The organism is Brucella sp. 22210 (genome assembly GCF_052045675.1).
GTDB lineage: Bacteria > Pseudomonadota > Alphaproteobacteria > Rhizobiales > Rhizobiaceae > Brucella.
Genome location: NZ_JBQEPD010000001.1, coordinates 232,626 through 254,223 on the forward strand (window position 1 = coordinate 232,626; position 21,598 = coordinate 254,223).

Sequence of the window (21,598 nt, forward strand, 5' to 3'; positions counted from 1 at the left end):
GAAGCTATGAACTTGATGACAGAACGTACTCTCGAGAAAGCCGTAGGAGAAAAGATGAACGCCAACGCCAGTTCCGTAAAGATGCGCGGCGACAAGGTTTGCGTATTCTATGGTGAGAAGCAGGCTCTTTTCGACGTCAATCTGGATGTTCCGGAAAAGATGGTGACGGCGCTGATCGGTCCTTCCGGCTGCGGCAAGTCGACATTCCTTCGCTCGCTCAACCGCATGAACGACACCATTGAAGGTTGCCGCATCGGTGGCAAGATCACCCTCGACAATGAGGATATCTACGATCCGAAGATCGATGTCGTGGAACTGCGCGCCCGTGTCGGCATGGTGTTCCAGAAGCCGAACCCGTTCCCGAAGACGATCTACGAGAACGTGGCTTACGGCCCGCGCATTCACGGTCTGGCCCGCTCCAAGACCGATCTTGAAGAAATCGTCGTGACGAGCCTTCAGAAGGCCAGCCTGTTCGAGGAAGTGAAGGATCGCCTTCACGATGCGGGAACGGGTCTTTCCGGTGGTCAGCAGCAGCGCCTGTGCATTGCACGTGCGATTGCGGTGAGCCCGGAAGTCATTTTGATGGACGAACCCTGCTCGGCGCTCGATCCGATTGCCACCGCAAAGGTGGAAGAGCTGATCGACGAACTGCGCCAGAACTACACGATCGTCATCGTCACCCACTCCATGCAGCAGGCGGCTCGCGTTTCGCAGCGCACCGCCATGTTCCATCTCGGCAATCTGGTCGAAGTGGGCGATACGGAAACGATGTTCACTGCGCCGACCGAAAAGCGCACGCAGGACTACATCACCGGACGCTTTGGCTAACGGACTGGGGCAGGGGACAAGTCTCCCTTGCCTGCGGAATGTGCCAGAACAAACAGAAGTGCGGCTTCCCCGCAATTTATATTACGAGGTCTACCATGCCGTCTCAGCATACCGTTCGTTCCTACGATGAGGAACTGAAGTTTCTCACCCACAAGATCGCCGAAATGGGCGGACATGCGGAACGTATGGTCGAACAGTCGGTCGCCGCTATTGTCAACGCGGACAACGCTCTCGCACAGCGCGTCATTTCCGACGACCTGATCCTCGACGCCAGCGAACGCGAAATCGACGACAAGGCCGTGATGATCATCGCCAAGCGCCAGCCGATGGCTGTCGACCTGCGTGAGATCATCGGTTCGATCCGTATCTCCGCCGATCTGGAGCGCGTTGGCGATCTGGGCAAGAACATTGCCAAGCGCGTTGCAGCCGTTTCGGAGTCCCGCCAGCCGGTCAAGCTCTATCGTGGCCTTGAAACCCTGGCCGAACTGGCGCTGACCCAGCTGAAAGACGTGCTCGACGCCTATGCGTCGCGCTCGGTGCAGCAGATCAATGTCGTGCGTGATCGTGACGACGAGATCGACGCTATGTACACCTCGCTGTTCCGCGAGCTGCTCACCTATATGATGGAAGATCCGCGTAATATTTCTGCCTGCACGCATCTTCTGTTCTGCGCCAAGAATATCGAGCGCATCGGCGACCACGCGACCAACATTGCGGAAACTGTCTATTACATCGTTACCGGCCTGCAGATGCCTGCCGAACGACCGAAAGAAGACCTGAGCCACGGCATCGTCGTGGATGAGGCACGCAAGCCCTGAGTAAGCGCTGCGTTTGGAACACATCAGGACGGCTTTGCCGAAAGGTGCTCCAAATGCGGTGGAGAATGAGTGAATAGCGCGGCGACACGCGGTCGATGGGGGGACGTGTATCTTCCGCTCGCCGGATTTTAATAGGGAATATTGGATGTCACAGGTACCCAAAATCGCTGTGGTGGAAGACGAAGAAGCGCTGAGCGTTCTGCTGCGCTATAATCTTGAGGCCGAAGGCTATCAGGTGGATACGATGCTACGCGGCGACGAGGCTGAAATCGCGCTGCGCGAGAACGTACCGGATCTTCTCATCCTCGATTGGATGCTTCCTGGCGTATCCGGCATCGAACTGTGCCGCCGTCTGCGCCAGTGGCCGGAAACGGAACGTTTGCCGGTCATCATGCTGACCGCCCGCGGTGAGGAAAGCGAACGCGTTCGCGGCTTGAGCGTCGGTGCCGACGATTACGTGGTGAAGCCATTCTCGACCCCCGAGCTTCTGGCCCGCGTCAAGGCCATGCTGCGCCGCGCCAATCCAAGCCTGCTGTCGCATGTGCTGAAGGTCGGTGACCTGGTGCTCGACCGCCAGCAGCATCGTGTTTACCGCAAGGAAAAGGAAGTTCGACTTGGACCGACGGAGTTCCGCCTGCTGGAATATTTCATGATGTCGCCGGGTCGCGTTTTCTCACGCAGCCAGCTTCTCGATGGTGTCTGGGGACCGGACATTTATGTCGATGATCGCACCGTCGACGTCCATGTCGGACGCCTGCGCAAGGCTATCAACTTGGGTCGCGCACTCGATCCGATCCGCACGGTACGCGGCGCCGGTTATTCTTTCGGCTGATTGAACTTCGATAAAAACTGCTCTTTGAGCCCGTCTTTCGTGACCGAAAGGCGGGCTCGATCACTTTTGGACGTACCCGTTTTGCCAGTTGCTCAAGCCACCCGATTCGGCCAGATGAGGCGCTGAAAAGGCCTAAAATGGCCAATATCACGGAATGTTACGCAGCTTGCATCAAAGTTGAAGGAACCGGCGCAGGACTTGCTAAAACAGTTACGCTGCAGATTCTCCCAGCCCGATGAAGCAAGATATATCAAAATTTTACAGCAGTTGCGAATTAAGGCAGCGATGTGGCCTGTATTGGGGAACTATGATTTCCATCAAATCAAAGGTTTATCTCTTTTCTGCAGGTTCATTAAGAAATTATTAATAGTTTTGAATGGTTTGTGTGGGTAATTACGCTCGTGATTCGGGTTTCATTTGCAGCCGTTTCGATGGTTTCAGCAATTTCGGAATTTGACCCATTGCCTTTTTTTGGCCTAAAAATTCCAAAACCTTGAAGAAGACGAGCGACGGCAGGTTGTTTGATTTTTGATCTTCGCTTGCTTTGACTTGCACCGCAGCTAGACCCGCACTGGTCATTATTGGCCTTCGGATCGACTGCTTCAGTTAAGGGTCCTGAATATGAGACTGAGCCGTTGACGCGCGCTGGTAATTGGAAGCTGCCTGTATTGGCAGGACTGCTCGTAGCGCCCTTCGTAGTGACGGGCTGCACGACGACCGGCACCACAGCCAAGACTGAGAAGACGGCGGCTGTAAGCCACGTCAAGTCGGTTAACGGCGTCAAGACCTATACCTACACGGCGAAGGACAAGGAGTGCCTCGAGCGCGCAATGTTCTTCGAATCGAACCGTTCCAGCCCTGATGGTCTGATGGCCGTTGGTACGGTCGTCATGAACCGTCTCGCGTCGGGCCGTTATCCGGATACGATTTGTGGCGTTGTCGGTCAGAAGAACCAGTTCGCACCGGGCGTTCTCAGCCGCAAGATGGAATCGGGCAAACTGCCCGACGTTCAGGCCGCAGCCGATGCCGTGCTGAAGGGCCAGCGCCATCCGAAGCTGAAGAATGCCATGTTCTTCCACACGGCTGGCCTGTCATTCCCGTATAACAACATGCATTACGTGCTGGTTGCCGGCGGTAATTCGTTCTACGAGAAGCGCAATCGCGACGGTTCGTTGCAGAACCCGGTGCCGCAGGAGCCATACAATCTGGCTCTCGCCTATTCGCCGCAGTCGCCATCCACGCCGCAAGATCCGTCTTATGACGTGACGCTGCCACAGGCCGGACCCGTGCCGGAAGCAGCGCCCACCGTACAGGTCGCGCTGGCGGATGCCGCAAAGATGGAAACCTCTATACGGGGCAGCGGCCTTGGCCCGCAGGCCCGTGGCAATCGCCTCTCGCACCAGAATGGTGTAGCGCAGGCACAGCCGCAGATTCAGCAGGTCGCGTCCTACCAGCCGCAATTCGATACGTCTGCGCCTGCCAGCCAGCCGCAAACGCTCGGCTATGCCCCGGCAGACCAGAAGCAGGCCGATGCAATCGGCGCGCTGCTTCTGTCGCAGGATCGTCCAGAAACGCCTCTATAAGTTGATTTGAACAGCTTCGGTGCGGGCTAATCTTTCCGATTGGCTCGCATTTTTCATTTGAGCCCTGCAATCTGCCGTAATTAGCGGGGCCGAACTACGACCGGACGATAGATCGGCTGATAGAGCATGATTGGCCGGTCGTAAAAATCGACGCGGTTTTCCCATGCGCGGCGATCCGCCCGGCGGTCGAGATCGAGCCGTTGCAGACAGTTGGCAAATGCGTCGGTCCGAGGCTTGAAACCATAGCCGAGACATGTCCGTTCATCGGCAGCGCGGCGCTCTTCCGGCGTCATGGTGACACAACCTGCCAGCAGGCCTGCAAGTCCCAATAATACAAGCGCTTTCTTGTTCATTCTCTTTGCTTTCCATATCGCTGACCGCAGCATCCAGTATAGACCATATCCTGAAAAGAACGTGGTTTAATTGCGCCATCTGATAAACTGGCGGCAAGTGTACAGAAGTGATTCTTTCATGACGCCCCCTTTCTTGAGGGAGGCGCTTTCGCATCAAAGAGGTCCGCAGCCCATGGCTCACGATATGCAAAATCCCGTCATCGATCCGGTAAAGCTCGAACGTCTGGCTGAAGTAGCCGTTCGCGTCGGCCTGCAATTGCGCGAGGGGCAGGATCTGATCATCACGGCGCCTGTTGTTGCCTTGCCGCTGGTTCGACTGATTGCCAAACATGCCTATAAGGCGGGCGCGGGTCTGGTGACGCCGTTCTTCGCCGATGACCAGATTGCACTGGCTCGCTATGAAAATGCGCCGGATGCAAGCTTCGACCGTGCTTCGACCTGGCTCTATGAGGGCATGGCCAAGGCTTATTCCGAAGGTGCGGCGCGTCTGGCGATTGCTGCCGACAATCCGATGCTTCTGTCCAGCCAGGACGCTGCCAAGGTCTCGCGCGCCAATCGCGCCAACTCCAAGGCCTATCAGCCAGCGCTGGAAAAGATCGCCGGTTTCGACATCAACTGGAACATCGTTTCCTATCCGAATGCGGCATGGGCGCAGCTGATGTTCCCCAATGAGCCGGAAGAGGTGGCGACCCGCAAGCTGGCGGAGGCCATCTTCGCCGCTTCGCGTGTGGATGTGGACGATCCGATTGGCGCATGGGCTGCACATAATGCAGCGCTTCGCACCCGCACCCGCTTCCTGAACGGCAAGGCTTATAGCGCCCTGAACTTCAAGGGTCCAGGCACGGATCTGACGGTCGGACTTGCTGATGGTCACGAGTGGCACGGCGGCGCGTCGACCGCCAAGAACGGCATTACCTGCAATCCGAATATTCCGACGGAAGAGGTGTTCACCACGCCGCATGCATTGCGCGTCGATGGCTATGTCGCCAGCACCAAGCCTCTGTCGCATCAGGGCACGCTGATCGAAAACATCGCAGTGCGTTTCGAGGCGGGCCGTATCGTCGAAGCGAAGGCGACCCGTGGCGAAGAAGTGCTGTCGAAAGTGCTCGATACGGATGAAGGCGCGCGCAGGCTCGGTGAAGTGGCGCTGGTGCCGCATTCCTCGCCGATCTCGCAAAGCGGTCTTCTGTTCTACAACACGCTTTTCGATGAAAACGCCGCGAGCCATATCGCGCTTGGCCAGTGCTATTCCAAGTGCTTCATCGACGGCGCCAAGCTGACGCCGGAACAGATCAAGGCGCAGGGCGGCAATTCCAGCCTCATCCACATCGACTGGATGATCGGCTCCGGCGAAATCGATGTCAACGGCATCAAGGCCGACGGCAGCCGCGAGCCGGTGATGCGTGGCGGAGAATGGGTCAGCTAGAGCATTTCCAGCAAAAGTGCGAAGCGGTTTTGCGTAGGACAATGCGTGAAAACAAATGGATAGAGCAGTTCCGATGATTCCGTTAAAATAGGAACTGCTCTAAGAGCTGGATAGAAGAAACTGAAAAGGCCGGGATATTTCCCGGCCTTTTGTATGACGGTTTGAGGGTAAGCCTCAGTTCTTTTCCTGCACATGGGCTTCGAGGAACCAAAGCGCCTTGTCCAGCGAGCGCGATGCGGCAGTGAAAATATCCGCCGTGTTGTCATCACCCGCGTCGTCCGAATCCTTGATCGATTTGCGCAGCAGGTTGGCGACATCGCCATAACGTTCGATCAGTGCACCCAGATGGTCGTGAACCGCATAAATATCCGTCGGATACGGCTTCAGTTTCGTGTCCTTCACGACAATCTGCGATGTGCCATAGGCCGTGCCGCCAAGCTGAACCGCGCGTTCGGCAATGGTGTCGACGTGATCATCGAGTTCGGTCCTGAAGCCGTCGAGCATCTCGTGCACTGCGATGAATTGCGGCCCCTTGAGGTTCCAATGCGCCTGCTTGGTGATCAGCGCAAGATCAATGGTCGCAGCCAGATTTTCGTTCAGAAGCGCGATCATGGTCGTCTTGGTATTGGAAGGAAGATCGTTGCGGGTTGCATGCGTCGACTTATTGGACATTTTATCCTCATATCCTTTGCACAATCAGGCGCGAGCGATTGGCCAGCTCGCAGCGATTGGGGAAATCGCCAGCGTGGGAGCGGTCGAAAAGACGCACAAACGGCACCGTCAAATCTGTAAAAGGCCCGTATTGCAGCAAAACTTGCTGTCGCAAAGGCAACAACAAGACCTTCCCGCACCCGGCGAGATAACGCCTGGCGGGGGATTTTGTTCCGCAGGAAATGCCGAAAATCGTAAGAACCGCTGCTCTTTGAGAGTGATTTGGTGTCGGCTCATTACGGTTAGGCTTGTCGCGGGACCAATTCTCATTTACCCGGAAGTGCATGAAGATACTCGCCCTCGATACCGCCGCTTCCTATTGCGCCGCAGCCGTCTATGACGCTGGCCGCGATGTCGTTCTTGCTCAGGTCAGTGAGAATATCGGCAAGGGGCATGCAGAAGTGCTGATGGATTATGTCGGGCGTGCACTGGCGGACGCGGGCGTCACGATAAAGGATATCGACCGTGTGGCGGTGAATATCGGCCCCGGTTCTTTCACGGGCGTTCGTATTGGTGTTTCGGCGGCGCGAGGCTTTGCGCTGGCGCTCGGCTGCCCGGCCATTGGCGTGACGGCATTCGAGGCGCTGGCTGACGAGACACTTGCACGAGTGCCGGGCAAGCCGGTGACGATCCTGCTCGACGCGCATCGCGGCGAGATTTATGGGCAGACATTCGACGCTAACGGCGCTGCTCTGTCCAAGCCATCGGTTTTGTCGCGGGAAGAAGCGGAAGCTTTTGCAGGCAATGCGCCCCTCGAAACCGTGCTGGCCGGATCGGCGGCAAGATCGATTAACGAGGCTTTGGGCGACAAGTTTGCGCTCGGTCCCATCGAACCGACCGCCGCTATCGCCACTTTCGCCCGTCTGGCAGCCACACGCACAGCCGGTGATGCGCCGAAGCCGCTTTATATGCGCGGGCCTGATGCCAAGCCGCAGGTGGGGTTTGCATTGCCACGCAGGCAGGCCGGAGAATAGGCGATGATGGGCTTGCCATTCGGTCGCTTCGGACGCCGACAGGTTTCAGTGGAAGCTTTAAGCGCACAGGACAGCCATGCGATCCAGCGCATTCATGCCGTCGCCTTTCATCATGGCTGGAGTTCCGACGATTTTCGCTCGCTGATCGCGCAGGATACGGTTTTCGGCTTTGTCGCCCGTGCGGAAGGCAAGCCCAATGACGCCTGCGGCTTCGTGCTGGCGCGGCTGGTGGCCGGTGAGGCGGAAATCCTCACCATCGCGGTTTCACGCGACGTGCAGCGACAGGGTGTCGGCCGGGCGCTGATGGATGCGGTGTTGCGCTATCTCTATCAGGAACGGGCGGAAACGCTGTTTCTCGAAGTCGATGAAGCCAATGTCGCTGCGCAGGCGCTATACCGTCGTCTCGGCTTCCAGAAGGTCGGCGATCGCCCGGCCTATTACGAAACCGCCAATGGGCGTTCGGCGGCGCTCGTTCTGCGGCGCGATCTGAAGAGACCGCAATGATCGGCGCGATCCGGGTCTTTCTCGTTCTCGCGGCTATGGTCATGCTCAGCCTGTCGCTGATCCCGGTCCAATATGTGTTTCTCAAGCTCAAGAATGGTTGGAAACGCAGCCTGCCCAACACATTCCACCGTATGATTGCGCGACTGTTCGGCTTTCGGGTGCGCACAGTTGGTGAAATGCATCGCGGACGCCCTCTTCTGCTCGTCGCCAATCATACGTCCTGGAGCGATATTGTTGTTCTGTCCTCGGTCGGGCAGGTGTCCTTTATCGCCAAGTCCGAAGTGCGCAACTGGCCGATTTTCGGCATGTTCGCTGTTTTACAGCGGACCGTTTTTGTCGAGCGCGAGCGGCGTGGCAAAACCGGCGAACAAACCTCTGAAATTGCGACACGGATGAGCGAGGGGGACGCGATGGTGCTGTTTCCCGAAGGCACGACATCCGATGGCAATCGGGTCTTGCCGTTCAAGACCGCTCTTTTCGGCGCTGCCCATGCGGCGATCAAGGAAGCCGGTGTGCCGGAAGTGCTCGTGCAGCCGGTCGCTATCGCCTATACCGGCGTGCACGGTATGGCCATGGGGCGTTACTTTCGCCCGATTGCATCCTGGCCGGGCGATGTCGAGCTGATGCCGCATCTGAAAGGCATCCTGCGCGAAGGCGCCATCGATGTTGAAATCCGCTTCGGCGAGCCGATGGTTGTCACGGCGGCTACAGACCGCAAGATGCTGGCCCGCACCATGGAAGGCCGGGTGAGAGCGCTTCTGCAAAGCGCGCTTCTGGGCCGCGAGATTGCCGACGATTAGTGCGCGGCTTTGCGCCCGAAAATGCGATAGCGAAAAAGCCGATCAGTTTGTCACCTTCCAATGCGGCAACAAAAGCTGTAGATAGCCCCGCATGAGCGAAAACATCACCGATATTGTGCCAGCGGCAGAACACGCCGATACGCGTCCAAATGCACGCAAGGTTTTTGTCAAAACCTATGGCTGCCAGATGAATGTGTATGACAGCCAGCGCATGGCCGACAGCCTTGCAGCGGAAGGCTATGTCGCGACCGATACGCCGGACGATGCCGATCTGGTGCTGCTGAACACCTGCCATATTCGCGAAAAAGCGTCGGAGAAGCTCTATTCTGCGCTGGGACGCCTGCGCAAGATGAAGGACGCGCGCGAAGCCAATGGCAAGGAATTGACCATCGGCGTTGCGGGCTGCGTGGCGCAGGCCGAGGGGCATGAAATTCTGCGCCGTGCGCCGAATGTTGATCTGGTGATTGGACCGCAGACCTATCATCGCCTGCCCAATGCACTGGCGCGTGTTCGGGGCGGCGAAAAGGTCGTCGAGACTGAATATGCGCTTGAAGACAAGTTCGAGCATCTGCCGTCGCCGAAGCGTGAAGAAACCCGCAAGCGCGGCGTTTCCGCTTTTCTGACGGTGCAGGAAGGTTGCGACAAGTTCTGCACCTTCTGCGTGGTGCCCTATACGCGTGGCTCGGAAGTCTCGCGCAGCGTCAGGCAGATCGTGGCGGAAGCTGAACGCCTCGCCGATAGCGGTGTGCGCGAACTGACCCTGCTCGGCCAGAACGTCAATGCCTGGCATGGCGAGGGCGACGATGGCCGCGAATGGGGGCTTGGCGAATTGCTGTTCCGCCTCGCACGCATTCCGGGCGTGGCACGCCTGCGTTACACGACCAGCCATCCACGCGATATGGATGACAGTTTGATCGCTGCCCATCGCGACTTGCGCCAGTTGATGCCTTATCTGCATCTTCCGGTACAGTCCGGCTCGGACCGTATTCTCAAGGCGATGAACCGCCGTCACAAGGCGGACGAATACCGACGCCTGATCGAGCGCATCCGTGAGGTGCGTCCGGATATGGCGCTGTCGGGCGATTTCATCGTCGGTTTCCCGGGCGAAACCGATCAGGATTTCGAGGACACGATGCAGCTCGTGCGCGACGTCAATTATGCGCAGGCCTATTCGTTCAAATATTCGCCGCGACCCGGCACGCCCGGCGCAGATCTGCCCGATCATGTGGAAGAAGCGGTGAAGGATGAGCGCCTTCAGCGCTTGCAGGCTTTGCTGTCGGAACAGCAATATGCGTTCCAGGAATCCATGATCGGTCGCGAGATGGACGTGCTGTTGGAAAAGCCCGGCCGTCAGGCGGGACAGATGGTGGGACGTTCACCTTGGCTCCTCCCGGTGATCATCGACGACAACAATGATCAGGTCGGCGAAATTATTCATGTGAAAATCACCTCCACTGGGACCAATAGCCTTATTGCGCAAAAACTGGCGTGAAGGCATGATACCGTTCAGGCAGATGTTTCGGCGCTTGAGTCTCGCGCCGATAATCCTGTCGGGCCGATGATCCCGTCGGAACTGTGATTGCAATGCGTGAACTCTTGAGGAGATACGGTTGAGCGCCACGGAAAAGCTGAGACCTGCCAAGCCAACCACTCTAACGCAAAAAAGCCCGACTACCGGGGCCTCGGATATGGCCCATATCGTGCTCACTTTCGAGAACAACCGCCTGGCCAGTGCGCTTTACGGTCAGTTCGACGAAAATCTGGCACGTATCGAGCAAAAACTCGGTGTCGATGTTCGCTCCAAGGGCAACCAACTCTCGATCCGGGGCGAACCAACCGCGACCGAACAGGCGCGCCGTACGCTCGATCATCTTTATGAAACCGTGCAGAAAGGTCATGAACTGACGGCATCGGATGTCGATGGCGCCTTGCGCATGGCCATTGCGGCTGATGATCAGCTGGATCTGCCGACAATGGAAAACAAGGGCAAGCTATCCGCTGCCCAGATTTCCACGCGCAAGAAGACGATCTTCGCGCGCACGCCGACACAGGACGCCTATATGCGGGCGCTCGACCGTTCCGAACTGGTGTTCGGTGTCGGTCCCGCCGGTACGGGCAAAACCTATCTGGCCGTCGCCCATGCTGCCATGTTGCTGGAACGCGGTCTGGTGGAGCGGATCATCCTCTCCCGCCCGGCTGTTGAAGCGGGCGAACGCTTGGGCTTTCTGCCGGGTGACATGAAGGAAAAGGTCGATCCCTACCTGCGTCCGCTCTATGACGCGCTTTACGATATGATGCCCGCCGACAAGGTCGAGCGTGCCATCACCGCAGGCGTCATTGAAATCGCGCCGCTGGCCTTCATGCGCGGGCGCACGCTGGCCCATTCGGCAGTCATTCTCGATGAAGCGCAGAACACGACATCCATGCAGATGAAAATGTTCCTGACGCGTCTCGGTGAAGGATCGCGGATGATCGTGACGGGCGATCCAAGCCAGATCGATCTTCCACCCGGTCAGAAATCCGGGCTTGTCGAAGCGCTTCGTGTGCTGGACGATGTGGAAAGCGTCATCAAGGTGCGGTTCACCCAGAAAGACGTGGTACGACATCCGCTGGTGGCGGCAATCGTCAACGCCTATGACCGCGATGCCAAGACGCATGTCCAGCAGCCGGTTCGTCCGGAATAGGGGCCAAGGACTTGTAATTGGTCGTTAGAATGACGATCTGAAGCATTTCCAGCAAAAGTGCGCAGCGTTTTTGCGCGGGACAATGCGTGGAAAAAAGCATGCTGTCTGCCTTTTTGGGGCGGACGGCTTTCGAACAACTGAAAGGACGAAGCGGCTTGCTGTCAGGGGAAGCCGCCGCAGAACGTGTCAGACAACGCGATCCATATCGATATAACAATCGAAGCCGGCAACTGGCCGGATGAAACAACACTTGAAGGACTTGTCAGAAAGTCTGTCGAGGCGGCATGGGCCAATCTTGGCCTCAAGAATGCCGACAGCGAATTGAGCGTCGTCTTTACCGACGATGCGTCCATTCAGGAGCTCAACGCCGAATGGCGCGGCAAGGACAAGCCTACCAATGTGTTGTCGTTTCCTGCTTTTCCGGTCAAGGCCGGGGCGCAGCCGGGACCGATGCTGGGTGACATCGTCATCGCTCGCGAAACCGTAGAGCGTGAAGCGGTTGAAGAAGGCAAGCCTCTCGACCATCACCTCTCACACCTTGTCGTGCATGGATTCCTGCATCTTTTGGGATACGATCATGAAACCGACGAGGAAGCAGAAGAAATGGAGCGCCGCGAGCGCGAAATTCTTCATGCTATTGCCATCCCCGACCCTTATGCTGTATCCGAAGAGACCATTAACAACGATTGACCATGGCTGATCAAACCTCACAACCTCCGTCCGCTGGCGAGAATCGCAGCGAGACCCAAGACGCCGAAGGGCAAAGTACGCAGCGGCCTGTAGCGGCCGAAAAGCGCTCCCTTCTGTCAAATATTTTCCCTTTTATCCGCTCGCGACAGCAATCTTCCTTGCGTGAAGATTTGGCCGATGCCCTGTCCAGTACGACGAGCGAACAGGATTCCGCATTCTCGCCCGAAGAAAAGGCGATGCTGCACAACATCCTGCGCCTGCGTGAAATCCGCGTCGAAGACGTGATGATTCCGCGTGCGGATGTCGAGGCGGTGGAAATTTCCACGCCGCTCTGGGAAGTGCTGGAACTCTTCGAGGAATCCGGTCACTCCCGTATGCCGGTCTATGCCGAAACGCTGGATGATCCGCGTGGCATGATCCATATCCGCGATGTTCTGAATTTCATCACGCGTCAGGCGCGCCAGAAAACGCGCCGCCGCACGACGGCCAAGACGCCAGCGACGGCAACGCCGCCGAAATTCGATATGAGCCGCATTGATCTCACCAAGACGATCGGCGAGCTTAACCTCATGCGCAAGGTGCTGTTCGTGCCTCCGTCGATGATGGCAAGCGGCCTGATGGCCCGCATGCAGGCAACCCATATCCAGATGGCGCTGGTCATCGATGAATATGGCGGCACCGACGGTCTCGTCTCGCTCGAAGACATCGTCGAAATGGTTGTTGGCGATATCGAAGACGAGCATGACGACGAAGAAATCATGATCGCCGAGGAAGCCGATGGCGTATTTGTTGTCGATGCGCGCGCCGATCTGGACGAATTCGCTGCAAAGATTGGCCCCTCTTTCGAGGTGGGCGAACATGGCGAGGATGTCGACACGGTCGGCGGCCTGATCTTCTCGGTTCTTGGCCGGATTCCCGTCCGTGGTGAGGTCGTGCAAGCCGTGCCGGGCTATGAATTCCATGTGCTGGAAGTTGATCCGCGCCGCGTGAAGAAGGTACGCATTGTGCCGCTTTCCGCTGCCGACCGCCGCAGGCAGCAGCGCGCTGTCGTCACCACCAAGCCTGAAGAGCAGTCACCGGCCACGGCCGAAGACGCTGAAACCTTCAAAGAGGCCTGATGATCGAAAGGCTTGCGGGCAGGATCATTCTTTCTAGCGGCTGGCGTCGTGCGCTGGCCGCTTTTTTGAGTGGCGCCTTCGCGACACTGACCCAGCCGCCTTTCGATCTCTTCATTGCCGGTTTTGTTTCCTTCCCGATCCTCGTCTGGCTGATCGACGGCGCTTTGGCGCGTGCCGATGCAGGCCCGATCCGTCGCGTTCTGCCCGCGGCAATAGTCGGCTGGTGGTTCGGCTTCGGCTATTTCGTCTCCGGCCTCTGGTGGATAGGCACAGCTCTTCTGGTTGATGCAGACCAGTTTGCCTGGGCCCTGCCGCTGGCGGTTTTAGGCCTGCCTGCCTTTCTGGCGATTTTCTACGCTTTCGCGACCATGGTCGCGCGCATCTTCTGGTCGGACGGGCTGGGGCGTATTTTCGCGCTGGCCTTCGGCTTCGCGCTTGCGGAATGGTTGCGTACGTTCCTGCTGACCGGTTTTCCATGGAATGCCATCGGCTATGCAGCCATGCCAGTGCCGGTGCTGATGCAATCGGTCGCCGTGGTCGGTCTTGTCGGGATGAGCGCTCTGGCTGTGTTCATCTTCGCATCGCCTGCATTGCTAATCGGTGGACGATTGGCAAAGAGCGGTATCGTTCTGGCCATTCTTCTGGCCGCAGCCCATGTCGGCTTTGGCGTGTGGACCCTGTCGCATGCGCCCGCCATCGGTGATGAGAAGGGCACGGTCAATATCCGTATTGTGCAGCCCTCCATCCCGCAGAGCATGAAATGGGACAATGCCGAACGGCGCTCGATCTTCGACAAGCTGATTGCTTTGACGGCGGAAGCACCTGCCGACGGCAAGCCGAAGCCTGATATCATCATCTGGCCCGAAACGGCGGTGCCCTATATTCTGACATCGACGCCGGACGCGCTCGCGCTGATTGGCAATACATTGCAGGACGGCCAGGTGCTGCTGACCGGTGCCGTGCGTGAAGAGAAGGCGGCAGGCAATGGCGAGCCGCGCTATTATAATTCCATCTATACGATCAATGATCGGGGCGAGATTACGGACGCCGCCGACAAGGTGCATCTTGTTCCGTTCGGCGAATATCTGCCATTCGAGACCTTTCTGCGCAGTCTGGGCCTTCAGGAAGTGGTGGAAATGCCCGGTGGCTTTACCGCCGGTTCCTCGCGGCGTCTTTTGAATGTCAGGCCGGGCCAGACTTTCCTGCCGCTTATTTGCTACGAAGCGATTTTCCCGGACGAGCTTGGTTTTTCTGGCTCGCAAGCAGGCGCTCCCAATGCCGTGGTCCCCAATGCCATTGTTAATGTCACGAATGATGGCTGGTATGGCGACACGCCGGGGCCTTACCAACATTTCAGGCAGGCGCAGGTTCGTGCGGTGGAGCAGGGCTTACCGCTGGTGCGCGCGGCCAATAACGGCCTTTCGGCGGTAACGGATTCCTACGGTCGAATCACTGAAGGGCTGGCGCTGGACGTCGTTGGGGTGGTTGATGCTTCCCTACTGTCAGCTCGTGCTCCATTTTGGGGCACCGCTCCCGGATCGAAACAGACGATATCGATCCTGTTAACCTTACTCTTTGTCAACGCTGCTTTCAGGGTGTCATTCCGTAGGCGTTTTCATTGACACGGCAATTTTGTTAAGATGTTATACCGGCGCGGTGACGGTTCCCACGTGCGAAGTCGTGCGAAACGCGTCAGACTACCTCCCACAACGTGATGTTATCCCTGTTCAGATGAACAGTACATGAATGAAAGCTCGCAGCCGCGAGGAGTGACAGCTGTATGATTGAGAATAAAAAGAAGCCCAACCCAATCGACGTACATGTCGGCAGCCGCATTCGTCTCCGCCGCAACATGCTGGGCCTCAGTCAAGAAAAGCTCGGCGAGAATTTGGGCATCACGTTTCAGCAGATTCAAAAATACGAGAAGGGCACCAATCGCGTCGGCGCCAGCCGCCTTCAGGCGATCTCCGCCATTCTCAATGTTCCGGTTTCCTTTTTCTTCGAAGATGCACCGGGATCGAACCCTGTCGGCCAGGAGGGTTTTGCGGAAGACAATGAAGCAACCTATGTGGTCGATTTCCTGAATTCCAACGAAGGCGTTCAGCTCACCCGCGCGTTCACGAAGATTTCAGATCCGAAAGTACGCCGGAAAATCATCGATCTGGTGAAGTCGCTCGCAGCAGACGCCGAGTAAGCAATCCACTGTTACCCCCTGCATTCGGCGGTTTATTCGCCTTTTTCCCCTTTTGGCGTAGGCTTTGCGGCCTTGGGAATGAATTTTTCCGGCTGCGCCCCGTCGCGATACGAAAATGCATTGACGGTTTGATCCTAACTTCGCTAACACTTTGACGCGCCCGGAAAGTTCCGGGCGCTACTGTGTTTCCTAGGCGGAGATGTTCTCCGTTGGATTTTCAAGAGGGGTTACCCGTGTCGCGCAGTTCTTATCTCTTCACCAGCGAATCTGTGTCTGAAGGACACCCGGACAAGGTTTGCGACCGCATCTCCGATGAAATCGTCGACATGATCTACAAGGAAGCCCGCCGCTCTGGCGTGGATCCGTGGTCTGTCCGTGTTGCCTGCGAAACGCTTGCCACCACCAATCGCGTGGTGATTGCCGGCGAAGTGCGCGTACCGGAGACTTTCCTGAAGAAGAACAAGGACGGCTCGATCGCCAAGGATGCCGCTGGCCATCCGCTGATCAATCCTGCCCGCTTCCGTTCGGCAGCGCGCAAGGCAATCCGTGAAATCGGCTACGAACAGGACGGCTTTCACTGGAAGACGGTGAAGATCGACGTACTTCTGCATCCGCAGTCTGCCGATATCGCGCAGGGCGTGGACAATGCTGCCGACCGTCAGGGCGAAGAAGGTGCTGGCGATCAGGGTATCATGTTCGGCTATGCTTGCCGCGAAACCCCGGATCTGATGCCTGCCCCGATCTATTACTCGCATAAGATTCTCGAAAAGCTGTCCGAAGCGCGCCATAAGGGCGAAGGCGATGCGGGCAAGCTTGGCCCGGACGCCAAGAGCCAGGTTACGGTACGTTACGAAAACGGCAAGGCTGCCGAAGTTACGCAGATCGTGCTCTCGACGCAGCATCTGGATGCCAGCTGGGATTCCAAGAAGGTTCGCTCGGTTGTCGAGCCTTATATCCGTGATGCGCTGGGCGAGCTGCCGATTGCAGCCACCTGCAACTGGTACATCAACCCGACCGGTAAATTCGTCATTGGCGGCCCGGATGGTGACGCAGGCCTGACCGGCCGCAAGATCATCGTCGACACCTATGGCGGTGCGGCTCCGCACGGCGGCGGCGCATTCTCCGGCAAGGACACGACCAAGGTCGACCGTTCGGCTGCTTATGCTGCGCGTTATCTGGCCAAGAATGTCGTGGCGGCTAATCTTGCCGACCGCTGCACGATCCAGCTTTCCTACGCTATCGGCGTTGCGCAGCCGCTTTCGGTCTATGTCGATCTGCACGGCACGGGCAAGGTTGCGGAAGCCGCTGTTGAAGAAGCGCTGCGTGAAGTGATGGACCTGTCGCCGACCGGTATCCGCAAGCATCTCGATCTCAACAAGCCGATCTATGCCAAGACCTCGTCTTACGGTCATTTTGGCCGCAAGCCGGGCCGTGACGGTTCCTTCTCCTGGGAGAAGACCGATCTTACCAAGGCATTGAAGGCATCCGTTGCCTAAATCTTGGAGCGTTGTGCGTCCTTTTGGGCGTACAACGAGACCAAAAGTTGCATCACAGATCGCTTGGCGTTATGTGTCCGGGCAAATTTCAGAGAGCGCGATTTCAAATCGCGCTCTCTGTTTGTGTTGTTAAGCTGCATTTTGCAGGCCGACGGATAAAACATGACCGAAGAAACCCATCCTCTGCGCGGTGCCGGAAACTTTTTTGGCCGTCGTCACGGCAAGCCGCTGCGCAGCCATCAGCGGAACCTGTTCGAGGAGCTGCTGCCCGAGCTGAAGATCGACCTTGCCAAGCCTGCCCCACAGGATCTGCGCGCGCTGTTCCCCATCGCGGTTGACGCGGTGCGCATGGAAATCGGCTTTGGCGGTGGCGAACATCTGCATCATGAAACGGGCCGCTATCCGCAGACGGGTTTCATCGGCGTTGAGCCTTTCGTCAATGGCATGGCCAAGATGCTGGCGGCGCTCGATCAGGAGCCGCGTCCCAATATGCGGCTTTATGATGAGGATGCGACAGCGGTTCTCGACTGGCTGCCGGATGCCTCTTTGTCCGGTATCGACCTGTTCTATCCTGACCCTTGGCACAAGCGTCGCCACTGGAAGCGTCGTTTTGTCAGCGATGCCAATCTGGATCGCTTCGCCCGCGTTTTGAAACCCGGCGCAAAATTCCGCTTCGCTTCGGATATCGAGCATTACGTGAACTGGACGCTACAGCATTGCCGTCGTCACGATGCTTTCGACTGGCAGGCCGAAGGACCGTCGGACTGGAACGACGCCTATGAGGGCTGGCCGGGCACGCGTTATGAGGCCAAGGCCTTCCGCGAGGGGCGCAAGGCTGCCTATCTGACATTTATCAGGCGTTGAATTTCTAGAGCAGTTCCGATCAAAGAGGCATCGTGGAACCGCTCTATCTATCTGTTTTTAAGCATTATCCTACGCAAAACTGCTGCGCATTTTTGCTGGAAATGCTCTACGGAAGCGGGACTTGAAAAAATCCGCTTCCGCTGGTATATAACTCTCAAATTCTTGGTCGAACGAACAAGAGTGGGTCCGTCCGGTCCCGCTCTTTTTTGTTACTTTGACCTAGGAAATAGAGGTTTTTCGACCCCTTTGAGAGGTTTAGAGTTGACGGAACAGGTTCAGGCAAACGAAGCAGAGACGCCGGAAGTGGCTGTGGATGAGCGCATCATTCGCGAAACGGGCATCGATGCGAAAGTGGCAGGCATTATTGAGCCCGTGCTCAATACGCTGGGCTTTCGTCTTGTGCGCGTGCGTCTTTCCGGTCTCAACGGCCAGACCTTGCAGATCATGGCCGAACGTCCCGACGGCACGATGACCGTTGACGATTGCGAGCTGGTCAGCCGCACCGTCGCGCCGGTGCTTGATGTCGAGGACCCGATCAGCGGCAAGTATCATCTGGAAATCTCTTCGCCGGGCATCGACCGTCCGCTGGTGCGCAAGTCGGATTTCGCCGATTGGGCGGGCCATATTGCCAAGGTGGAAACCTCCATCGTGCATGAAGGCCGCAAGAAGTTCCGCGGTCGTATCGTGCTGGGCGATGCCGAGACAGTCGTGATCGAAAGCGATCAGGTGTCTTACGGCAACGAACCGGTCGTGCGCATTCCCTTTGACGTAATTTCGGATGCGCGTCTGGTCCTGACCGACGATCTGATCCGCGATGCGCTGCGCAAGGACAAGGCCCTTCGCGAAGGCCGCATTCCTGGAGACGATCTGGGCGATGCGCCGGAAGAAGCGACGACAGAAGATACGGCTGAAGAGAAATAAGCCGACGAAACAAGTTTCAGGCATTCGGCGCAAGGAGAAGCCGGGTGCGACACCAAGGAGAGACCTATGGCAGTCAGTGCTAACAGGCTGGAGCTTCTGCAGATCGCCGATGCGGTCGCACGCGAGAAGTCGATTGACCGCGAGATCGTTCTTGCGGCCATGGCCGATGCGATCCAGAAGGCAGCGCGTTCGCGTTATGGTCAGGAAAGCAACATCCGCGCCGACATCAATGCGAAGTCGGGCGAGATCAAGCTTCAGCGTCTGCTCGAAGTGGTTGAGAATGTCGAAGACTACGCCACGCAGATTTCGCTGTTCACCGCACGTGACCGCAACCCGGATGCGCAGATCGGCGACTTCATTGCTGATCAGCTGCCGCCGATGGATTTCGGCCGTATCGCTGCCCAGTCGGCCAAGCAGGTCATCGTGCAGAAAGTGCGCGAAGCCGAGCGTGACCGCCAGTATGACGAATACAAGGATCGCGTTGGCGAGATCGTCAACGGCACCGTGAAGCGCGTCGAATACGGCAATGTGATCGTCGATCTGGGCCGTGGCGAAGCCATCGTGCGCCGTGACGAACTGATCCCGCGTGAAGCTTTCCGTTATGGCGACCGCATCCGCGCCTATGTTTACGACGTGCGTCGCGAACAGCGCGGCCCGCAGATTTTCCTGTCGCGCACCCATCCGCAGTTCATGGCGAAGCTCTTCACCATGGAAGTGCCGGAAATCTATGACGGCATTATCGAGATCAAGTCGGTAGCCCGTGATCCGGGTTCGCGCGCCAAGATCGCAGTGGTTTCGCGCGATGCGTCCATCGATCCGGTCGGCGCCTGCGTTGGTATGCGCGGTTCGCGTGTTCAGGCTGTTGTTGCCGAACTTCAGGGCGAAAAGATCGACATCATTCCGTGGTCGCCGGATGCGGCTTCCTTCATCGTCAACGCGCTTCAGCCTGCTGAAGTTGCCAAGGTTGTTCTCGATGAAGATGCGGAACGTATTGAAGTTGTCGTCCCGAATGACCAACTATCACTAGCGATCGGTCGTCGCGGCCAGAATGTCCGCCTCGCATCGCAGCTCACCGGTTGGGACATCGACATTCTGACGGAGGACGAAGAGTCCGAACGTCGTCAGAAGGAATTCACCGAGCGTTCGAACCTGTTCATGGAAGCCCTCGACGTCGACGAAATGGTCGGTCAGGTTCTTGCTTCCGAAGGCTTCGCCTCGATTGAAGAACTGGCTTATGTCGAGCCGGGTGAAATTGCATCCATCGATGGTTTCGATGACGATACGGCTTTTGAAATCCAGCAGCGTGCTCGTGAATATCTGGATCGCCTCGAAGGTGAACTGGATGCGCGCCGCAAGGAACTGGGCGTCGAAGACGAACTTCGCGAACTGCCGAACCTGACGACCGCCATGCTGGTTGCTGTCGGTGAAGACGGCGTGGAGTCGATCGAAGACTTTGCCGGTTACGCTGTCGATGACCTCGTCGGCTGGCGTGAACGCAAGGATGGCGACACCGTCACCCATAGCGGCATTCTCTCGTCTTTCGATGTTTCGCGCGTCGATGCCGAACAGATGATCCTGACTGCCCGCCTCAAGGCTGGCTGGATCACGGAAGAAGAGCTGGCAGCTGCCGCTCAGGAAGAAGCCGAAGCGGAAGTCGAGGCTGAAGCCGGTGAAGAAGAAGCTGCTTCGTAAGAAGCGCTGAGAAGTTCTGGGGCCGCACGGGTTCTTACGTCTGAAGCAATTCAGGAGTAAGCTGTGCGGCCTCGAGCATCTCCAGCAAAAGTGCGAAGCGGTTTTGCGCCCGGAGATGCGGAAAGACAAACAAGGGAGCGGTTCAATGAAATTGAAACGGCTCCAACAATTGATGTGATGCCGAAAACGGGTCTCATTTACCAGATTCGGTAAGGCAGATCGGGTTTCAGTGGGCTTTCCGCGACGTTTCGGGTTGTGGCGAGGCCCCGGCTCTGGTACAGCGCCACGCGTTGCATTCGATATGTCCGGTGGGGTAACAAACCGCCCGATTTGAGAACAATGCGGCGGAAGCGTTGCCAGTTTTGAAGTTGAGTACAAGTCCGTATACGGCAGAGCGGGAGTTTGCGTGGAGCAGGATATGAATGACAGAACCTGTATCGTCACGCGCGAAAGCGGTTCTGCCGATGACATGATCCGCTTTGTTGCAGGGCCAGACGGTTCCGTCGTGCCGGACTTGAAAAGAAACCTGCCGGGCAGGGGATGCTGGGTCAAGGCCGAGCGCCGTCTGGTGGATGAGGCGATCAAGCGCAAGCTTTTTGCGCGGGCGCTGAAGGAAGGCGTGAAGCCGCAGGATGATCTTGGCGCGCTGGTAGACCAGCTGCTGACAAAATCCGCCCTGGGCAGTCTCGCTTTGGCGCGCAAGGCTGGCGCGGTGGTAACGGGCTCGACCAAGGTGGATCAGGCGATCCGCACGGGCACGGCGGCCATGGTGCTGCATGCGCAGGAAGCCGCAGCCGATGGCGTGCGCAAGCTCGATCAGGCCCGGCGCGCCGTGGTGCATCTTGATGGCCCGGATATCCCTGCCTTCACCCTTTTTACGGGAGAAGAAATGGATTTGGCATTTGGGGGCGGAAATGTGATACATGCAGCCGTGCTTGAAGGAAAGGCGGCTGTCGGGTTCGTAAAGCGGGCGCAATTGCTGCATCGCTATCGCGGTGAAAGCGCAACGGATTCGAATTAGAGCGTAATCTTGCCGAGGCTGGCAGGCCTCATACCGGATTATGCGTTGAGTGGATGACTGGAGCATTATCCAACCCGACTGGGTCGCGT

22 protein-coding genes are annotated in these 21,598 nt (G+C 57.6%); 19 read left to right on the forward strand and 3 right to left on the reverse strand.

Going from position 1 to position 21,598, the window contains the following annotated elements:
* Nucleotides 1-54 precede the first annotated feature (54 nt).
* The 3 genes from pstB to phoB all read left to right on the forward strand — a co-directional run bounded on the left by pstB (nucleotide 55) and on the right by phoB (nucleotide 2,478).
* Nucleotides 55-828, forward strand: a complete 774-nt coding sequence (gene pstB / locus ACTJKP_RS01135; protein WP_377513859.1) for a phosphate ABC transporter ATP-binding protein PstB — start codon at nucleotides 55-57, stop codon at nucleotides 826-828.
* Between the two features lie 95 nt (nucleotides 829-923).
* The gene (phoU, locus tag ACTJKP_RS01140; protein ID WP_006468129.1) at nucleotides 924-1,646 is read left to right on the forward strand and encodes a phosphate signaling complex protein PhoU; all 723 of its coding nucleotides are present in this window, start codon (nucleotides 924-926) and stop codon (nucleotides 1,644-1,646) included.
* Between the two features lie 145 nt (nucleotides 1,647-1,791).
* Complete coding sequence (gene phoB / locus ACTJKP_RS01145; protein WP_078337701.1) at nucleotides 1,792-2,478, forward strand: phosphate regulon transcriptional regulator PhoB; 687 nt, start codon at nucleotides 1,792-1,794, stop codon at nucleotides 2,476-2,478.
* 393 nt (nucleotides 2,479-2,871) lie between these two features.
* Here phoB and ACTJKP_RS01150 read toward each other — a convergent pair whose 3' ends face one another.
* Nucleotides 2,872-3,057, reverse strand: a complete 186-nt coding sequence (locus ACTJKP_RS01150) for a hypothetical protein (protein ID WP_078337703.1) — start codon at nucleotides 3,055-3,057, stop codon at nucleotides 2,872-2,874.
* Nucleotides 3,058-3,113: 56 nt separating this feature from the next.
* On the opposite strand from ACTJKP_RS01150, the gene ACTJKP_RS01155 reads away from it, so the two are divergent.
* Nucleotides 3,114-4,061 (forward strand): cell wall hydrolase, encoded by a 948-nt coding sequence (locus ACTJKP_RS01155; RefSeq protein ID WP_440629408.1) that lies wholly within the window; start codon nucleotides 3,114-3,116, stop codon nucleotides 4,059-4,061.
* An 80-nt stretch (nucleotides 4,062-4,141) separates the two neighbouring features.
* On the opposite strand, the gene ACTJKP_RS01160 is transcribed toward ACTJKP_RS01155, so the two are convergent.
* The gene (locus tag ACTJKP_RS01160; RefSeq protein ID WP_078337705.1) at nucleotides 4,142-4,414 is read right to left on the reverse strand and encodes a hypothetical protein; all 273 of its coding nucleotides are present in this window, start codon (nucleotides 4,412-4,414) and stop codon (nucleotides 4,142-4,144) included.
* A gap of 172 nt (nucleotides 4,415-4,586) precedes the next feature.
* Here ACTJKP_RS01160 and ACTJKP_RS01165 point away from each other — a divergent pair, with 172 nt between their 5' ends.
* The gene (locus ACTJKP_RS01165) at nucleotides 4,587-5,840 is read left to right on the forward strand and encodes an aminopeptidase (RefSeq protein WP_440629409.1); all 1,254 of its coding nucleotides are present in this window, start codon (nucleotides 4,587-4,589) and stop codon (nucleotides 5,838-5,840) included.
* Nucleotides 5,841-6,014: 174 nt separating this feature from the next.
* Here ACTJKP_RS01165 and dps read toward each other — a convergent pair whose 3' ends face one another.
* Nucleotides 6,015-6,512: a DNA starvation/stationary phase protection protein Dps gene (gene dps / locus ACTJKP_RS01170; RefSeq protein WP_440629410.1), complete on the reverse strand. Its 498-nt coding sequence runs from the start codon at nucleotides 6,510-6,512 to the stop codon at nucleotides 6,015-6,017.
* Nucleotides 6,513-6,835: 323 nt separating this feature from the next.
* Here dps and tsaB point away from each other — a divergent pair, with 323 nt between their 5' ends.
* From tsaB to ACTJKP_RS01240, 14 genes are all read left to right on the forward strand, one after another.
* A complete protein-coding gene (gene tsaB / locus ACTJKP_RS01175; protein WP_440629411.1) occupies nucleotides 6,836-7,525 on the forward strand; it encodes a tRNA (adenosine(37)-N6)-threonylcarbamoyltransferase complex dimerization subunit type 1 TsaB in 690 nt (229 codons plus the stop codon).
* Nucleotides 7,526-7,528: 3 nt separating this feature from the next.
* Nucleotides 7,529-8,029: a ribosomal protein S18-alanine N-acetyltransferase gene (gene rimI, locus ACTJKP_RS01180; RefSeq protein WP_138784043.1), complete on the forward strand. Its 501-nt coding sequence runs from the start codon at nucleotides 7,529-7,531 to the stop codon at nucleotides 8,027-8,029.
* Nucleotides 8,026-8,829: a lysophospholipid acyltransferase family protein gene (locus ACTJKP_RS01185; protein WP_182519026.1), complete on the forward strand. Its 804-nt coding sequence runs from the start codon at nucleotides 8,026-8,028 to the stop codon at nucleotides 8,827-8,829. The genes rimI and ACTJKP_RS01185 overlap by 4 nt, the downstream gene beginning before the upstream one ends.
* 91 nt (nucleotides 8,830-8,920) lie before the next feature.
* On the forward strand, nucleotides 8,921-10,321 hold the full coding sequence (gene miaB, locus ACTJKP_RS01190; protein ID WP_138784041.1) for a tRNA (N6-isopentenyl adenosine(37)-C2)-methylthiotransferase MiaB: 1,401 nt from the start codon (nucleotides 8,921-8,923) through the stop codon (nucleotides 10,319-10,321).
* Between the two features lie 118 nt (nucleotides 10,322-10,439).
* Complete coding sequence (locus tag ACTJKP_RS01195) at nucleotides 10,440-11,513, forward strand: PhoH family protein (RefSeq protein WP_171058692.1); 1,074 nt, start codon at nucleotides 10,440-10,442, stop codon at nucleotides 11,511-11,513.
* Between the two features lie 183 nt (nucleotides 11,514-11,696).
* Nucleotides 11,697-12,203: an rRNA maturation RNase YbeY gene (gene ybeY, locus ACTJKP_RS01200; RefSeq protein ID WP_138784040.1), complete on the forward strand. Its 507-nt coding sequence runs from the start codon at nucleotides 11,697-11,699 to the stop codon at nucleotides 12,201-12,203.
* Between the two features lie 2 nt (nucleotides 12,204-12,205).
* Nucleotides 12,206-13,321, forward strand: coding sequence for a hemolysin family protein (locus ACTJKP_RS01205; protein WP_078337714.1), 1,116 nt, complete (start codon nucleotides 12,206-12,208; stop codon nucleotides 13,319-13,321).
* The gene (gene lnt, locus ACTJKP_RS01210) at nucleotides 13,321-14,943 is read left to right on the forward strand and encodes an apolipoprotein N-acyltransferase (RefSeq protein WP_440629412.1); all 1,623 of its coding nucleotides are present in this window, start codon (nucleotides 13,321-13,323) and stop codon (nucleotides 14,941-14,943) included. Before ACTJKP_RS01205 ends, lnt begins: the two co-directional genes overlap by 1 nt.
* Before the next feature lie 158 nt (nucleotides 14,944-15,101).
* Entirely contained in the window at nucleotides 15,102-15,515 is a 414-nt protein-coding gene (locus tag ACTJKP_RS01215) for a helix-turn-helix domain-containing protein (RefSeq protein ID WP_078337717.1), read from the forward strand.
* Nucleotides 15,516-15,748: 233 nt separating this feature from the next.
* A complete protein-coding gene (gene metK / locus ACTJKP_RS01220) occupies nucleotides 15,749-17,011 on the forward strand; it encodes a methionine adenosyltransferase (RefSeq protein ID WP_078337720.1) in 1,263 nt (420 codons plus the stop codon).
* A 162-nt stretch (nucleotides 17,012-17,173) separates the two neighbouring features.
* The gene (trmB, locus tag ACTJKP_RS01225; RefSeq protein ID WP_280991332.1) at nucleotides 17,174-17,875 is read left to right on the forward strand and encodes a tRNA (guanine(46)-N(7))-methyltransferase TrmB; all 702 of its coding nucleotides are present in this window, start codon (nucleotides 17,174-17,176) and stop codon (nucleotides 17,873-17,875) included.
* A 261-nt stretch (nucleotides 17,876-18,136) separates the two neighbouring features.
* Nucleotides 18,137-18,796 (forward strand): ribosome maturation factor RimP, encoded by a 660-nt coding sequence (gene rimP / locus ACTJKP_RS01230; RefSeq protein ID WP_440629413.1) that lies wholly within the window; start codon nucleotides 18,137-18,139, stop codon nucleotides 18,794-18,796.
* Nucleotides 18,797-18,862: 66 nt separating this feature from the next.
* Nucleotides 18,863-20,488, forward strand: coding sequence for a transcription termination factor NusA (gene nusA / locus ACTJKP_RS01235; protein WP_440629414.1), 1,626 nt, complete (start codon nucleotides 18,863-18,865; stop codon nucleotides 20,486-20,488).
* A 418-nt stretch (nucleotides 20,489-20,906) separates the two neighbouring features.
* Nucleotides 20,907-21,509 (forward strand): RNA-binding protein, encoded by a 603-nt coding sequence (locus tag ACTJKP_RS01240; protein ID WP_078337726.1) that lies wholly within the window; start codon nucleotides 20,907-20,909, stop codon nucleotides 21,507-21,509.
* Nucleotides 21,510-21,598 lie beyond the last annotated feature (89 nt).

Excerpts from the sequence above, each read along its gene's own strand:
- pstB (WP_377513859.1), top strand. The coding sequence starts at position 55 with ATGAACGCCAACGCCAGTTCCGTAAAGATGCGCGGCGACAAGGTTTGC.
- phoU (WP_006468129.1), top strand. The coding sequence starts at position 924 with ATGCCGTCTCAGCATACCGTTCGTTCCTACGATGAGGAACTGAAGTTT.
- phoB (WP_078337701.1), top strand. The coding sequence starts at position 1,792 with ATGTCACAGGTACCCAAAATCGCTGTGGTGGAAGACGAAGAAGCGCTG.
- ACTJKP_RS01150 (WP_078337703.1), bottom strand. The coding sequence starts at position 3,057 with ATGACCAGTGCGGGTCTAGCTGCGGTGCAAGTCAAAGCAAGCGAAGAT.
- ACTJKP_RS01160 (WP_078337705.1), bottom strand. The coding sequence starts at position 4,414 with ATGAACAAGAAAGCGCTTGTATTATTGGGACTTGCAGGCCTGCTGGCA.
- ACTJKP_RS01165 (WP_440629409.1), top strand. The coding sequence starts at position 4,587 with ATGGCTCACGATATGCAAAATCCCGTCATCGATCCGGTAAAGCTCGAA.
- dps (WP_440629410.1), bottom strand. The coding sequence starts at position 6,512 with ATGTCCAATAAGTCGACGCATGCAACCCGCAACGATCTTCCTTCCAAT.
- tsaB (WP_440629411.1), top strand. The coding sequence starts at position 6,836 with ATGAAGATACTCGCCCTCGATACCGCCGCTTCCTATTGCGCCGCAGCC.
- rimI (WP_138784043.1), top strand. The coding sequence starts at position 7,529 with ATGATGGGCTTGCCATTCGGTCGCTTCGGACGCCGACAGGTTTCAGTG.
- ACTJKP_RS01185 (WP_182519026.1), top strand. The coding sequence starts at position 8,026 with ATGATCGGCGCGATCCGGGTCTTTCTCGTTCTCGCGGCTATGGTCATG.
- miaB (WP_138784041.1), top strand. The coding sequence starts at position 8,921 with ATGAGCGAAAACATCACCGATATTGTGCCAGCGGCAGAACACGCCGAT.
- ACTJKP_RS01205 (WP_078337714.1), top strand. The coding sequence starts at position 12,206 with ATGGCTGATCAAACCTCACAACCTCCGTCCGCTGGCGAGAATCGCAGC.
- lnt (WP_440629412.1), top strand. The coding sequence starts at position 13,321 with ATGATCGAAAGGCTTGCGGGCAGGATCATTCTTTCTAGCGGCTGGCGT.
- ACTJKP_RS01215 (WP_078337717.1), top strand. The coding sequence starts at position 15,102 with ATGATTGAGAATAAAAAGAAGCCCAACCCAATCGACGTACATGTCGGC.
- trmB (WP_280991332.1), top strand. The coding sequence starts at position 17,174 with ATGACCGAAGAAACCCATCCTCTGCGCGGTGCCGGAAACTTTTTTGGC.
- nusA (WP_440629414.1), top strand. The coding sequence starts at position 18,863 with ATGGCAGTCAGTGCTAACAGGCTGGAGCTTCTGCAGATCGCCGATGCG.
- ACTJKP_RS01240 (WP_078337726.1), top strand. The coding sequence starts at position 20,907 with ATGAATGACAGAACCTGTATCGTCACGCGCGAAAGCGGTTCTGCCGAT.